Annotated in this window: 12 protein-coding genes; 9 read left to right on the top strand and 3 right to left on the bottom strand. The window is 64.0% G+C overall.

Translation table 11 applies throughout. The annotated features are described in order from the left end of the window. Positions 1 to 92: 92 nt before the first annotated feature. Together ACIU1A_RS22410 and ACIU1A_RS22405 are read right to left on the bottom strand one after the other, a co-directional pair. Positions 93 to 1,124 (bottom strand): histone deacetylase family protein, encoded by a 1,032-nt coding sequence (locus ACIU1A_RS22410; protein ID WP_140513627.1) that lies wholly within the window; start codon positions 1,122 to 1,124, stop codon positions 93 to 95. A gap of 22 nt (positions 1,125 to 1,146) precedes the next feature. After that, complete coding sequence (locus tag ACIU1A_RS22405; protein ID WP_140560339.1) at positions 1,147 to 1,800, bottom strand: TetR/AcrR family transcriptional regulator; 654 nt, start codon at positions 1,798 to 1,800, stop codon at positions 1,147 to 1,149. A 246-nt stretch (positions 1,801 to 2,046) separates the two neighbouring features. Here ACIU1A_RS22405 and ACIU1A_RS22400 point away from each other — a divergent pair, with 246 nt between their 5' ends. From ACIU1A_RS22400 to ACIU1A_RS22365, 8 genes are all read left to right on the top strand, one after another. Then, positions 2,047 to 3,726, top strand: coding sequence for an amidohydrolase (locus ACIU1A_RS22400; RefSeq protein ID WP_404925312.1), 1,680 nt, complete (start codon positions 2,047 to 2,049; stop codon positions 3,724 to 3,726). A gap of 153 nt (positions 3,727 to 3,879) precedes the next feature. Beyond that, positions 3,880 to 4,974 (top strand): ABC transporter ATP-binding protein, encoded by a 1,095-nt coding sequence (locus ACIU1A_RS22395; protein ID WP_140513625.1) that lies wholly within the window; start codon positions 3,880 to 3,882, stop codon positions 4,972 to 4,974. Continuing rightward, positions 4,974 to 5,894, top strand: a complete 921-nt coding sequence (locus ACIU1A_RS22390) for an ABC transporter permease (RefSeq protein ID WP_140522306.1) — start codon at positions 4,974 to 4,976, stop codon at positions 5,892 to 5,894. The genes ACIU1A_RS22395 and ACIU1A_RS22390 overlap by 1 nt, the downstream gene beginning before the upstream one ends. Continuing rightward, the gene (locus tag ACIU1A_RS22385; protein WP_140496194.1) at positions 5,887 to 6,687 is read left to right on the top strand and encodes an ABC transporter permease; all 801 of its coding nucleotides are present in this window, start codon (positions 5,887 to 5,889) and stop codon (positions 6,685 to 6,687) included. Before ACIU1A_RS22390 ends, ACIU1A_RS22385 begins: the two co-directional genes overlap by 8 nt. A 23-nt stretch (positions 6,688 to 6,710) precedes the next feature. Next, a complete protein-coding gene (locus ACIU1A_RS22380) occupies positions 6,711 to 7,745 on the top strand; it encodes an extracellular solute-binding protein (protein WP_140496193.1) in 1,035 nt (344 codons plus the stop codon). A 64-nt stretch (positions 7,746 to 7,809) separates the two neighbouring features. Next, positions 7,810 to 9,006 (top strand): serine hydrolase domain-containing protein, encoded by a 1,197-nt coding sequence (locus ACIU1A_RS22375; protein WP_404925311.1) that lies wholly within the window; start codon positions 7,810 to 7,812, stop codon positions 9,004 to 9,006. A gap of 33 nt (positions 9,007 to 9,039) precedes the next feature. Further along, on the top strand, positions 9,040 to 10,218 hold the full coding sequence (locus tag ACIU1A_RS22370) for a serine hydrolase domain-containing protein (RefSeq protein ID WP_404925310.1): 1,179 nt from the start codon (positions 9,040 to 9,042) through the stop codon (positions 10,216 to 10,218). A gap of 121 nt (positions 10,219 to 10,339) precedes the next feature. Further along, on the top strand, positions 10,340 to 12,661 hold the full coding sequence (locus tag ACIU1A_RS22365; protein WP_404927996.1) for a Tex family protein: 2,322 nt from the start codon (positions 10,340 to 10,342) through the stop codon (positions 12,659 to 12,661). Here the strand turns inward: ACIU1A_RS22365 and ACIU1A_RS22360 are convergent, their stop codons facing one another. Next, the gene (locus ACIU1A_RS22360) at positions 12,662 to 13,573 is read right to left on the bottom strand and encodes a LysR family transcriptional regulator (protein WP_404925309.1); all 912 of its coding nucleotides are present in this window, start codon (positions 13,571 to 13,573) and stop codon (positions 12,662 to 12,664) included. 104 nt (positions 13,574 to 13,677) lie between these two features. Between ACIU1A_RS22360 and ACIU1A_RS22355 the strand changes: the two genes are divergently transcribed. Next, positions 13,678 to 14,874 carry an acyl-CoA dehydrogenase gene (locus ACIU1A_RS22355; RefSeq protein WP_140496189.1) on the top strand — a complete coding sequence of 399 codons (1,197 nt, stop codon included), beginning with the start codon at positions 13,678 to 13,680 and terminating at the stop codon, positions 14,872 to 14,874.

Raw genomic sequence — 14,874 nt, 5'->3', positions numbered from 1 at the left:
GCCCACCAAGGGGCTAGAGGATGTCAAAGAGCGGCTGACGCCGCCCTTTTTCGTGGTTTCCCTGAGAGCTGCCGCGCTTCGGGCAGCCGGTGTCACCGGCCCTCGAAGCCGGTCAGCACGCCGACGGCATTGATGCCGATTTCCTCGACGGCGTAGCCGCCTTCCATGACGAACAGCGTCGGCAGGCCGAGCCTGGCGATGCGGCGGCCGATCATGGGATAGTCCGACGACTTCAGCTTGAACTGGCTGATAGGATCCTTCTCGAACGTGTCGACGCCGAGCGAGACGATGACGACGTCTGGCGCGTAGGCGGCGAGCCTGGCGCAGGCGTCTTCCAGCGAGGCGCTCCAGGCGTCCCAGCCGGTGCCGAACGGCATGGGATAGTTGATGTTGAAACCTTCGCCCGCGCCGGCGCCACGCTCGTCGGCATGGCCGAGGAAGAACGGATATTCGACCATCGGGTCGCCGTGCAAATTGAGGACCTGCACGTCGGCGCGGTCGTAGAAGATCTCCTGTGTGCCGTTGCCGTGATGATAGTCGACATCGAGGATCGAGATGCGGCTGGCCCCCTGGTCACGGAACCACTGCGCGGCAACGGCCGCGTTGTTGATGTAGCAATAGCCGCCCATGAAGCCGGCTCCGGCATGGTGGCCGGGCGGACGGCAGAGCGCGAAGGCGGAGGCTTCGCCGGCCTTGACCAGGCCCGCGGCGGTCAGCGCGACGTCGTAGGAGGACTTGATCGCGTCCCATGTTCCTTCGACGAAGGTGGCGCCGCCGTCGAAGGAATAATAGCCGAGCAGGGCGTCGACGCGCTTGGGCGGCACGTCGCCGCGCAGGCCGCGTGTCGGCCAGGTGAAGGGCATGGCTGTGCCTGTGTGGCCCTCGGCGATCCATTGCGGCCAGACCGTCGGCAGGAAATCGACGTAGTCGGCCCTGTGGATGCGCTTGGCGGCGGCAAGATCATGCTCGGCCGGCGCGATGATCGGCCCGAGTTTCTCGCTGTCGACCCGCGCCTTGATGAACTCGGCGCGCGAGGGTTTTTCGAAACCCGGCACGATCGCCGATGTGACCAGTTCCATCTGGCCGGCGTGGCCGGCGTGAAGCGGCGAATAGACAGTCTTCATGAAATTCCTCTCGAATGCGAAATCAGTCAAGGTTGAGATAGGGGGTCACCAGAGCGAGCCACATGGTTTCGACATCGTCCTCGATGAGGTCGTATGTCCGGCGATCCCTTTTCAGGCCGACAAGACGGCAGGCGTGCCCGACCTCCATCATCAGCAGGCCGAGCCGGCTGGCGACCTTGTCTTCGAGAGCCGGGTTCACGTGCCGCAGCCATGCCGCATAGAGGGCGATGATCTGGTCGTCATATTCGTTCTGGATCGGCCTCAGGTCGGCGTTGCCTGAAATCGCCTCGATCACCGGCATCAGGCTGGCATTGTCGAGATAAAGCCTGGAGGTGTCCGTGAAAAGCCTGCGTACCTCCCGCCGAAACTCCTCCCGGTTGGTGGGCGGGTCGACCCTGATGCGCCTCGCGATCACTTCGGGAAAGGATGACAGCCAGCGCCGGGCGAGGTCCAGGAGAATGGCTTCCTTGTTGGGGAAGTACTGGTAGACCGAACCAACCGACAGGCCCGCGCGCTGCGCTATGGCGAGCGTGGTCGGCGTCCTTGTGCCTTGCTCGCGGGTCAGGATCAGCGCCGCGTCGAGGATCCGGTCCACCACCTTGCTCGACCGTTGTTGGCGCGGCTGCTTGCGCGGTTCGAGCGCTATCCTGGTTTTGCGATCGAGACTGCGCTTCACGGCTTGACGTCCTCGTTCCCCGCCCAGTCCCAACATCGGCGCAGAGTGTTGTCCACAATACATTGCAAATTCCGCATGTTGACAAACGCGAATGATTAGTCGCATTCTTTTATCCACGCTGCCTTGGGGATAACAAGGGGAATTTCGAAGACAGCGCGCCGGCATCATCTTTCCCCATCGCCCCTCCCGCGGAGCGGCAGCTCGTGGGCAGTGGTTGTCGGTCTCAGTCAAAAGCGCGGAGTCGCGATGTCGGTCACGGGTGCGGGTCACAAGGCGGATCTGATCGTCATCAATGGTCGTGTGTTGACCATGGACGATGACAATCCGACCGCCGAAGCCGTTGCCGTCAAGGATGGCGCCATCGTCGCTCTCGGCAGCCACGCCTCCATCGAAGAGTTCAAGGGGCCGGCCACCAGGGTCATCGACGCCAGGGGCGGTTCGGTGATCCCGGGTTTCATCGAAGCCCACATGCATCTGTTTTCAGGCGCGGCCGAGCTTGCCCATCTCCAGTTGTCGGGCGTCCACGGTTTCGAGGCGCTGCAAAAGGCGATCCGCGACTACGCGTCGACGCACCCCGATGCCAAGATGCTGGTCGGACAGGGCGTCGACTACACCGTGCTCGACGACGAGCGAGTGACGCGCCATCATCTCGATGCGATCCTGCCGGACCGGCCCTTCGTCATGGCCGCGCCCGACCACCATACGATGTGGGCCAACACCAAGGCGCTGGGCTTGGCTGGCATCCTGAATGGGCGCACGCTTGGCCCCGGCAATGAGATCGTCATGGGCGACGACGGCCTGGCCAATGGCGAACTGCGCGAGGGCGAGGCTTTCGGCCCGGTGCTCGATCTTGCCGGCGAGGGCCGGGTGCGGCTCGGGCTGGCGACGGGCGGCGAGCCAGACCCGATGCCATCGGCGGAAGAACGCGCCGCCGACCGCGACATCATGCGGCGCGGGCTCGCCTGGTGCGCGCGCCACGGCATCACCTCGATCCAGAACATGGACGGCAATCTCTACCAGCTCGAATTGCTGGCCGAGATCGAGGCCGAGGAGGGTCTGTCCTGCCGGGTGCAGATACCCTTCCACTACAAGAATTTCATGACGCTCGACATGCTCGACAAGGCCTCGGCGATGGCCGAGCGCTACAATGGCGAGTGGCTGTCGTCAGGCATGGTCAAGGTGTTCTACGACGGCGTGCTCGATTCCTGGACGGCCGTCATGATCGAGCCCTATGCCGACCGTCCCGACTGGGTGGGTGAACCACTGTTCACGCCCCAGCAATTCATCGATCTCGCCGTCGCCGTCGACAGGCGCGGCCTGCAGATCGCCGTGCATTCGATCGGCGACGGCGCGGTGCGCGCCGTGCTCGACGGCTACGAGGCGGCGCAAAAGGCCAATGGCAGGCGCGACAGCCGGCATCGTGTCGAACATATAGAGGTCATCGGCGCATCTGATGTGCCGCGTTTCGCCGAACTCGGCGCCATCGCTTCGATGCAGCCGCCGCATCCGCCCGGCGCCATGGATTTTCCGCTGGAGCCGACTGTGTCGCGCATCGGGCCGGCGCGCTGGCCGCTGAGCTATGCCTGGCGCACCCTGAAGAATGCCGGCGCGCATGTCGTGTTCGCGTCGGACTGGCCGGTGTCGCCGATCGATCCGATCCTGGGCATCCAGGCGGCAGTGATGCGCAAACCATGGGCATCAAGCGATCCGGACCAGAGCTTCTCGATGCGGGAATCGCTTGCCGCCTACACGGTCGAGGGCGCCTATGCCGAATTCGCCGAGCACCGCAAGGGCACGCTGAAGCCGGGCTATATGGCCGATCTGGTGGTTTTGTCGGCCGACATCGAAAAGACTATGCCGGCCGACCTGCACAAGGTGCGCCCGGTAACAACGATCTGCGGCGGCAAAGTCACCTACCAGGCCTGAGATGGCATGCGGCTTGCCTGCTGAAATGGCGGACTGAAATGACCGACTGAACTGTGATTCAATGCCGGACTTGCCAACCCACCGGCCATGTGGTCACATCCAATAGGGGAAAAGCTCCGCCAGCAAGAGCGGGGTCAACAGTGAGGCGTAATCGTGCCGGACAAACCGGATCGGAATGCGATTGAAGTAGTTAACGTCAGCAAAATTTTCGGATCGGGTGAGGGGCAGGTCGCTGCCCTCGACACAGTCTCGGTATCCATCCGCGAAAACGAATTCTTCACACTGCTGGGACCATCCGGCTGCGGCAAGACCACCTTGCTGCGGCTGATCGCCGGCTTCGACTTTCCAACCGCCGGCGAAATCCTGCTTTACGGCCAGGACATCGCGCCATTGCCGCCCTTCAAGCGGCCGGTCAACACCGTCTTCCAATCCTATGCGCTGTTCCCTCACATGACGGTGGCAGACAATATCGGCTTCGGCCTGGAGATGCTGGGCAAGCCCAAGGCGCAGATCAAGGCGCGCGTTGCCGAGATGCTGAAGCTGGTCAAGATGGAGGCGCTGGCGGGCCGGCGCACCGGCCAGATTTCCGGTGGCCAGCAGCAGCGCGTGGCGCTGGCCCGGGCGCTCGCGCCGCAACCGAAGGTGCTGCTGCTCGACGAACCGCTCTCCGCCCTCGACTACAAGCTGCGCAAGGAGATGCAAATCGAGTTGAAGCGGCTGCAGCACGAGACCGGCATAACCTTCATCTTCGTCACCCATGACCAGGAAGAAGCGCTGACGATGTCGGACCGCATCGCGGTGATGTCGTCGGGCAAGATCCTGCAAGTCGGCTCGCCGTGGGATATCTACGACAAGCCTGCCGAACGCTTCGTCGCCGACTTCATCGGCGAGACCAATTTTCTCACCGCGGCCATATCAGGCACCGGCAACGGCAAGGCGCGCGCGACGCTCAAATCCGGCACAACCATCGAGGCGACCGTTGCCGAAGGCTTCCAGCCGAAGGACAACGCCACCGTGGTGGTGAGGCCGGAGCATGCCAAGCTGACCAGGAGCAAGGGCGACCTGGCGGGCACGGTCGACAACATCGTCTATTTCGGCACCGACACGCATATCCATGTCCAGCTCGACAGCGGCGAAGCCTTCACCGTGCGCCAGCAGAACACGCGCAGCGCCGGCTGCGGTTTCGAGCGCGGCGACAAGGTCGGCATCCTGATCGGCAACGACGCCGCGCAAGTGCTGAGGGACTGATGGCCACCGCCGAAGAAGTCGCCAAGGCAGCGGAGCGGCGCGACGTCCGCGCCCGCTGGTTGCTGTCAGCGCCGGCGCTGCTGGTCATTCTGCTCGCCGCGACCGGCCCGTTGCTAATCGTGCTCGTCTATTCGTTCCTGACGCCCGGCGCCTATGGCGACGTGAAGTGGCAATTTTCGCCGGAAGCCTGGGTGTCGGTGTTCATGGAACGCGACATTTTCGACGACACGCTGTCGCTGGCGGCCGCCCACGTCACCATCTTCCTGCGCTCGATCAAGCTCGCGGTGGTGACGACGCTGGCGACTTTGGCGCTCGGCTTCCCGACCGCCTATTTCATGGCGACGCGCAGTGAAAAGACCAGAGATCTCTGGCTGTTCCTGATCACCATCCCGTTCTGGACTAACCTTCTGATCCGCACTTTCGCTGTTCTGCAGATCATCCGCAACGAAGGCATCGTCAATACCATCCTTCTGAAGCTCGGCATCGTCTCGGCGCCGGTGCAGATCCTCTACACCGACACGGCGATCCTGATCGGCATGGCCTATGTCTACCTGCCGCTGATGGTGCTGCCGATCTATGCCAGCATGGAAAAACTCGATTTCCGGCTGGTCGAGGCCGGCTACGATCTCTACGCGACACGCTTCAAGGTGCTGCGCAAGATCATTTTCCCGCTGGTCAAACCCGGCGTCATCGCCGGCTCCATCCTGGTCTTCATTCCGGCCCTCGGCGCCTATGTGACGCCGAGCGTGCTTGGCGGCGGCAAGAACATGATGCTGTCCAACCTGATCGAATTGCAGTTCGGACAGGGCCGCAACTGGCCGCTTGGCTCGGCGCTGTCGATCACGGTCATGATCATCGTCATGGTGGCGCTGCTGGCCTATGTGCGCAACGCCGGCAAGTCAGGGGTGCGTCATGGCTAGCAACTTCTCCATCAAGCACCAGCCGGGCTTCACCGCGATCGCGGCGACCTGTTTCGTCGTGCTCTATCTGCCGATCATCGTGCTGGTCATCTACGCCTTCAACGCGGCGAGCTCGACCTCGGAATGGGGCGGGTTTTCGCTCAAATGGTTCCAGTCGGCCTGGCAGAACACGCAGGTCATCGATGCGACGATGCGTTCCTTCCAGATCGGCGCCATAGCGGCGGCCCTTGCCACCATCTTCGCCACAATGGCCGCGCTCGCCACCACGCGCACACCGCCCTATCCCGGGCTGACCTTCAAATACGCGGCCATCAACCAGCCGCTGATGGTGCCCGAAATCGTCACCGGCGTGGCGCTGCTGATCTTCTTCTCGCGCATCAAGATCTTCACCGGCTATTCCGGCCTTGGCTACCTGATCGCCGCGCATACGGCGTTCTGCATCCCGTTTGCCTACCTGCCGATCCGGGCGCGGCTGGAGAATATGGACCTGACGCTGGAACGCGCCGCTGCCGACCTCTATGCGACGCCGTGGAAGACCTTCCGCCGCATCACGCTGCCGCTTTTGTGGCCCGGCATCCTCGCCGGCCTGATGCTGGCTTTCGTCATCTCGCTCGATGACGTCGTCATCACCGAATTCGTCAAGTCGGGCGGCCAGGACACGCTGCCCACCTACATGCTCGGCCAGATCCGCCGCGGCATCACACCCGAGATCAACGCGATATCGACCGCCTTCCTGCTGCTTTCGGTCGCGATCGTCACGTTGTTTTTCTTTGTCAGCAGGAAACGAGACTGAAACCGATAATGGGAGTTAAAACGATGAACTGGAAGACAACGGCGTCCGCCATGGGGTTGGCGTTGCTCGCTTCGACGGGCCTTGCCCGCGCCGACGGCGTGCTCAACATCTACAATTGGGGCAATTACACCAGCCCCGACGTGATCAAGAAGTTCGAAGCCAAATACAACGTCAAGGTGACCATCACCGACTACGATTCCAACGACACCGCGCTCGCCAAGGTCCGCCAGGGCGGCACCGGTTTCGACATCGCCGTGCCTTCGCAGACCTACGTGCCGATCTGGATCAAGGAAGGCCTCGTCCAGGAAACCGATCCGGGCAAGATGGAGAATTTCAAGAATGTGGCGCCGGAATGGGCCAACCCTGAGTTCGATCCGGGCCGCAAATACACGGTTCCGTGGGCCTGGGGCACGATCGGCGTCGTCGTCAATACCGACGCCTACAAGGGCCCGGCCAACACGTGGGGCATCATCTTCAACACGCCCGACGAGTTGAAGGGTAAGGTCAACGTCGTACCGGAGATGGGCGACGTGATGTTCGCCGCGATCAAATATGTCGGCGGCCAGCAATGCACCAACGACAAGACGGTGTTGAAGAAAGTACGTGACCTGCTGGTGGCGGCGAAGCCGAACTGGATCGCCATGGAATACAACACCATAGAGAAGATGGGCGCCGGCGACTTCAAGGCAACCAGCGACTGGAATGGCTCGGCTTTGCGTCAGCGCCTTGCCAACCCGGCCATCCACTTCAACTACCCGAAGGAAGGCTATGGCCTGTGGAGCGACAACGTCGTCGTCCTGAAAGAGGCCAAGAACGTCGAGAACGCCAAGCTGTTCCAGAACTTCATCATGGATCCGGAAAACGCGGCCGGCCTCTCGGCCTTCCATCGCTACGCCAATGCCATCGCCGGTTCGGACAAGTACATGCCGGCCGACATGAAGGACGCGCCGGAAGTCGTCATTCCGGCCGACGCCAAGCCGCTTGGCGAACTGCAGCAGATGTGCGCGCCAGAGACGCAGGAACTCTACACCAAGATCTGGACCGAACTGCAGAAGTAATCGCCGCATGACGGACCCGGCGGCACATGCCGCCGGGTCTTTTCCGTTTCCGGGAATAGCTTTCATGGACTCCTATCGCAACAGCGATCCGCGGCCGCCGATCATGCAGGGCTCGCCGCCCGCCATGGTGCCACCAAGGCTCGACTGGGACAGGCCGCCCTGGAACCGCTGGGCTTTCCAGCACATCAGGGAAATTCTGCCGACCGTCGAAGTCTGGCGCGGCAACGGCCACCGTCACCGCCTCGAACGCGCCGAGGTCGATCTCGACGGGCTGCCGGTCGAGGACAGCACGGGACGGAAGACGACGCTCGCGGGCCTGCTGGACGAGACCCATACGGATGGCTTCCTGGTGCTCAAGGACGGCAAGATAGCCTTTGAGCGCTACTTCAACGGCATGGACGAGCGCACGCTGCATCTGTCGCAGTCGATGGCCAAGTCGGTCACCGGCTCGGTGTTCGGCATACTGGCCGGGCGCGGGCTGGTCGATCCGGCGAGGCCGGTCGCCGATTACCTGCCCGAGCTGAAGGCAACCGGGTGGGCCGGCGCCAGCGTCCAGCACGTGCTCGACATGACGAGCGGAGTGCGCTTTTCCGAGGAATATACCGATCGCTATTCCGATATCGGCCAGGTCGATGTCGCCACCGGCTGGAAGCCGGTTCCGCCGGGCAGCGACCCGGACTTTCGCTGGCCCGCGCACATGTTCGAGCTGATCCTGGGCTTGACGGAGACGGTCCGGCCACATGGGGCGGCATTCGAGTACCGCTCGGTCGAAACCGATGTGCTCGCGTTCATCCTGGAGCGGGTGACCGGCAAGCGGCTGGCGCAACTGGTCTCGGAAGAACTCTGGCAAAAGCTCGGCGCCGATGAAAGCGCCTGCTTCACCGTCGACAGCGCCGGCTACGCGCTGGCCGATGGCGGCTTCAACGCGACGCTGCGCGATTATGCCCGCTTCGGCCAGCTGATCCTCGATAATGGCGGCGGCGTGATGCCGGCCGACTGGATCGAGGCGACGCGCAGCGGCAGCCACGGACCGGGCTTCAGTCCAAGCCTGCCGGAGGGCAGCTACCGCAACCAGTTCTGGATCGAGAATCCCCATTCGCGGGCGCTGATGTGCCGGGGCGTGTTCGGGCAGATGATCCACATCGACTGGAATACGCGGATGGTCGTGGTCAAGCTTTCGAGCTGGCCGGATTTCAGCAACGTCGCCTATTCCATGGCGACGCTGAAGGCCGTGCATGCCATCGCCGCCGCGCTGAGCTGAATCCCCACAAGACACGACCTGGAAGGAAATGCCATGACCGGCAAGACCGCGTTCGAGACCCGTTACGGCTTCCGCCGCAACCAGGTGCTGCTCGCCAACTGGCGGGAAAATCCGTTCAACCGATGGTCATTCCAGAACGTCGGCGAGCTGGTGCCGAGCGCGCGTGTCGCCGCCCTGCCGGTCAACCAGGCGCCGGCCGAGGATTTCGGCGGATTGCTCGACGAAAAGATCGCGGTGGCGAGCACGCCGGAAACCGTCGCGGCTTTTCTCAGCCGCTCGCACACGGATGCGCTGACCGTCATGAGAGGCGGCAGGATCGTCGGCGACTGGTTTGCGCCGCATATGGATTTCGGCGCCCGCCACATCATCTTTTCGATCAGCAAGTCGGTGACCGCGATCATGGCCGGCATATTGGAAGGCGAGGGCGTGTTCGATCCGGAAGCGCCGGTGACGGCCTACATACCGGAAGCCGGCGATTCGGCCTATGGCGAGGCTACCGTGCGGCATGTGCTCGATATGAGTGTCAGCCTCGATTTCGAAGAAGCCTATCTCGATCCCGAAAGCGCCTTTGCCCGCTACCGGCGCGCCACCTTGTGGAACCCCGGCGGCGGCACGGAAAGCCTGCGTGAATTCCTCCTGACGCTGCAGCGTCTCGCCGAGCCGCACGGCCAGACCTTCCGTTACCGGTCGCCCAATTCCGACCTGCTTGGCCTGCTGCTCGAACGGGCGTCTGGCCAGCGCTTCGCCGACCTGATGCGCGAGAAACTGTGGCAGCCGCTCGGCGCCGCCAGCGAAGCTTCGGTGGCGGTAGACATGGAGGGCACGGCGCGCACTGCCGGCGGCATCTCGGTGACGCCGCGCGATCTGGCGCGCGTCGGCGAGATGATGCGGCAAGGAGGCACTGCGAATGGCCGCCGCATCGTGCCCGAGGCCTGGGTGCGCGACACCACGGTAACCGGCGGCAGTTCTGAAGCCTGGCAGCGTGGCGCCATGCTGCCGCTGTTTCCCAAGGGCCGCTACCGCAACAAATGGTACCAGACAGGACATGAGAACGGGGCCTATTGCGGCATCGGGATCCATGGCCAGTGGCTCTATGTCGACCCCCGGACGGAAGTGGTGATCGCCAAGATGTCGTCGCAGCCCGAGCCGGTCGACGATCCGCTCGATCTCGAGATCGTCGCATTCTTCGAAGCGCTGAGCCGGATGGTCTGAGCGGCCGCAACATTAGGGCGCGCTTTCCTGTGGACCTCTGTCGCCGGCGAAACCGCGAAGGTTGGCGGGCAGGATATCTGCGCCTATGGTCGCCGCTCTTTTCGAGAAGAGCAGGAACGGCATGGCATCCGACATCAAGCGCATCGCAGCCATTATCGCGACCGAGATTACAGCGCGGCCCGAACAGGCTGCCGCTGCCATCGGGCTGCTCGACGAAGGCGCGACCGTGCCGTTCGTGGCGCGCTACCGCAAAGAGGTGACGGGCGGGCTCGACGACACGCAACTGCGCCTGCTGTCGGAGCGTCTTGCCTATCTGCGCGAGCTCGACGCGCGGCGTGACACCATCCTTGGCTCGATCCGGGAGCAGGGCAAGCTGACCGACGAGCTTGAAACCAAGCTCGCCGCCGCCGTCACCAAGGCCGAGCTGGAGGACATCTACCTGCCCTACAAGCCCAAGCGCCGCACCAGGGCGGAGATCGCCCGGGAGCGTGGGCTGGGACCGCTGGCGGAAGCCATCCTGGCCGACCGTTCGCTGGTGCCGGCGGAACTCGCACTGGCCTATCTGACCGAGGACGTGGCCGACGCCAAGGCGGCACTTGAGGGCGCGCGCGACATAGTGTCGGAGCAGTTCGCCGAGAATGCCGACCTGGTCGGCAAGCTGCGAAGCTACATGAAGGAACGCGCCTTCATGCGCGCCAGGGTGGTCGACGGCAAGCAGGAGGCGGGTGCGAAATTCTCCGATTATTTCGACCATGTCGAGCGCTGGGCCACCGTGCCGAGCCACCGCGCGCTGGCGATGCTGCGCGGCCGCAACGAGGAGGTGCTGTCGCTCGACATCGAGGTCGATGCCGACGACTCTTCGCCGGTGAAGCCGGTAGAGCGGATGATCGCCAATGCCTACGCCATCGGCGGCAGCCTGCCGGGCGATCGCTGGCTGATGGAGGTCGCAGGCTGGACCTGGCGCATAAAACTATCCCTGCACCTGACGCTCGATCTGATGCGCGACCTGCGCGAACGGGCCGAGGAAGAGGCGATCCACGTCTTCGCCCGCAATTTGAAGGATCTGCTGCTCGCCGCCCCCGCCGGATCGCGGCCGACGATGGGGCTCGACCCTGGCATCCGCACCGGCGTCAAGGTCGCGGTGGTCGACGGCACCGGCAAGCTGGTGGCGACGACAACGGTCTATCCGTTCCCGCCCAGGAACGATGTGCGTGGCACGCAGGCGGAGCTCGCCAAGCTCGTTCGCCTGCACAAGGTCGAGCTGATCTCGATCGGCAATGGCACCGGCAGCCGCGAAACCGAGAAGCTGGTGGCCGACATGCTGTCCGACATGCCTTCCGACGGCGGGCCGAAGCCGCTCAAGGTGATCGTCAGCGAGGCCGGCGCTTCGGTCTATTCGGCTTCGGCGACGGCGGCGGCGGAATTCCCCGGTCTCGACGTATCATTGCGCGGTGCGGTGTCGATCGCGCGCCGCTTGCAGGATCCGCTGGCCGAACTGGTCAAGATCGAGCCGAAATCGATCGGCGTCGGCCAGTATCAGCACGATGTCGACCAGTACCGGCTTGGCCGCTCGCTGGAGGCGGTGGTCGAGGACGCCGTCAACGCGGTTGGCGTCGATCTCAACACGGCTTCGGCGCCGCTTCTGGCGCGGGTTTCAGGGCTCGGGGCGTCGCTCGCAGACGCCATCGTCGCGCATCGCGATGCCACCGGCCCGTTCGCCAGCCGCAAGGATTTGCTCAGGGTCTCCCGCCTCGGGCCGCGTGCGTTCGAGCAATGCGCCGGCTTCCTGCGCATCCCGAACGGCTCCGAGCCGCTCGACGCCTCGGCCGTGCATCCGGAAGCCTACGGCGTGGCCAAAAAGATCGTCGCCGCCTGCGGGCGCGCTGTGCGTTCGCTGATGGGCGACAGTGCGGCGCTGAAGGCGCTCGATCCGCGCGTTTTCGTCGACGAGCGGTTCGGCCTGCCGACGGTGCGCGACATTTTGGCTGAGCTGGAAAAGCCCGGCCGCGATCCGCGCCCCGGCTTCAAGACGGCAACCTTCGCCGATGGCATCGATGACATCAAGGATCTGAAACCCGGCATGCTGCTGGAAGGCACCGTCACCAATGTCGCCGCTTTCGGCGCCTTCGTCGACATCGGCGTCCACCAGGACGGGCTGGTGCACGTTTCGCAACTGGCCGACCGTTTCATCAAGGACGCGCATGAGGTGGTCAAGGCCGGCGACGTGGTCAAGGTGCGAGTCGTCGATGTCGACATCAAGCGCAAGCGGATCGCGCTTTCCATGCGCAGGGATGGTGGCGAGGGCGGCGCATCGCGCGGCCCGCGCGACAATGGCGGCGGCAGGCCGGCGCCACGCTCGCCAGCGCCGCAGCGCCAGCCGGAGCGACCGGCGCAGCAAGGTGCGTTCGGCGCGGCGTTGGCGGATGCGCTGAAACGGAAGTAGCTACCACGCCAGAACAGCCGGGTCCTTTTCAACCTGGCTCGTCAGCCAATCTCGAAAACTCGCGACCGGCGGATGGCCGCGCTTGTCGTGCGGGACGACTAGATAATAGGCGCTGCGGCTGTGCATAGGCTGGCCGGGCGCGGGCACCAGCTGGCCGCGCTGCAACTCGCCTGAGATGAGGATTTGCGGCAGCAGAGCCACGCCCAGACCCGCCATGCAGGCCTGGGCGGCGGTGCCGAACTGTTCGAACTGCATACCCGGTCCGGTCGGCGCGCTCAGGCCCTGATGCTCAAACCATTCTGTCCAGGCGCCAGGCCGCGTCGCCATGTGCAGCAGCGGCAGACGGCCGATGTCGGCCGGCGTGGCGATGGAGCGCTCGGCGAGAAATTCGGGCGACACCACCGGGGCCACCATCTCCCGCACCAGCAGCGTCGAGTCTGCCTCGGGCCAGTCCGGCAGGCCATAATGGATGGCGGCGTCCAGCCGCTCCCTGGCGAAGTCGAAGCGGCCGACGCGGGTGACGAAGTTGATGGTGATGTCGGGATTGTTGTCGACGAAGTCTGGGATCATCGGCATCAGCCAGCGCGTGCCGAAGGTCGGCAGGATTGCGAGGTTCAGGATGCCGCTATGCCGATTACTCATCAATCCAAGCGCTGCGTCGCGCAATTGGCCAAGTGCCGAACGGACCACTTCGGCGTAGGTTTCGCCCGCCGCCGACAGCCGGACATTGCGGCTGTCGCGCTCGAACAGCCGGCGGCCAAACTGGTCCTCGATCAGCCTGATCTGCCGACTGACGGCGCCCTGGGTTAAATCCAGCTCCTGGGCTGCAGCGGTGAAACTGCCAAGCCGGGCCACCGCTTCGAAGGCGGCAAGCGCGTTGATGTTAGGCAAAAGACGACGTTGGACGCTCATGATCTATTCCTAACGCTCATTGATCGGTGAAGCAATTTCGTTTGATTTTTTCAGGCCGTGGGCCGATAAGCCGGGCTTCACCCGTTTTTAAGGATCGAGACGCCATGGCCGCCGACAAGAATGCATTCGTCTGGGAAGACCCGTTCCTGATCGAGGACCAGCTTTCGGAAGACGAGCGCATGGTGCGGGACGGGGCGGCGGCCTTCGCCGCCGACAAGCTCGCGCCGCGCATCGAGGAGGCCTATCTCAACGAAACCTTCGACACGGCGATTTTTCGCGAGATGGGCGAGGCCGGCCTGCTCGGCATCAACATTCCGGAAGAATTCGGCGGCCTCGGCGCCAACTATGTCACCTACGGCCTGGTCGCCCGCGAAGTGGAGCGCGTCGATTCCGGCTATCGTTCGATGATGTCGGTGCAGTCGTCGCTGGTGATGTATCCCATTTATGCCTATGGCTCGGACGAACAGCGCAGGAAGTATCTACCCAAGCTCGCCAGCGGCGAGTGGATAGGCTGTTTCGGCCTGACCGAACCGGATGCCGGCTCCGACCCCGGCGGCATGAAGACGCGCGCCGAGAAGACCGCCAATGGCTACAAGCTTACCGGCTCCAAGATGTGGATCTCCAATGCGCCCGTCGCCGACGTGTTCGTCGTCTGGGCGAAGCTGAAGGGCGAGAACGGCAAGGATGAGATCCGTGGCTTCGTCCTGGAAAAGGGCATGAAGGGGCTTTCGGCGCCGAAGATCGGCGGCAAGCTGTCGCTGCGGGCGTCGATCACCGGCGAGGTGGTTATGGAAGGCGTCGAGGTCGGCGAGGATGCTCTGCTGCCCAACGTGTCGGGGCTGAAGGGGCCGTTCGGCTGCCTCAACCGGGCTCGCTACGGCATTTCCTGGGGCTCGATGGGCGCGGCCGAAGATTGCTGGCATCGCGCGCGCCAGTATGGCCTCGACCGCAAGCAGTTCGGCAAGCCGCTGGCCAGCACGCAGCTCTACCAGAAGAAGCTCGCCGACATGCAGACCGAGATCGCGCTCGGGCTGCAGGCCTCGTTGCGCGTCGGGCGGCTGCTCGACGAAGGCAAGATGGCGCCGGAGATGATCTCGATCGTCAAGCGCAACAATTGCGGCAAGGCGCTCGACATCGCCCGCCAGGCGCGCGACATGCATGGCGGCAACGGCATCCAGATCGGCTATCACGTGATGCGCCATGCGCAGAATCTGGAGACGGTCAACACCTATGAGGGCACGCATGACGTGCACGCGCTGATCCTGGGACGGGCGCAGACGGGGATCCAAGCGTTTTTCTGA

This window comes from Mesorhizobium maamorense (assembly GCF_044998965.1).
Taxonomy (GTDB): Bacteria; Pseudomonadota; Alphaproteobacteria; order Rhizobiales; family Rhizobiaceae; genus Mesorhizobium.
This window is presented reverse-complemented; position numbering and strand designations above follow the sequence as displayed.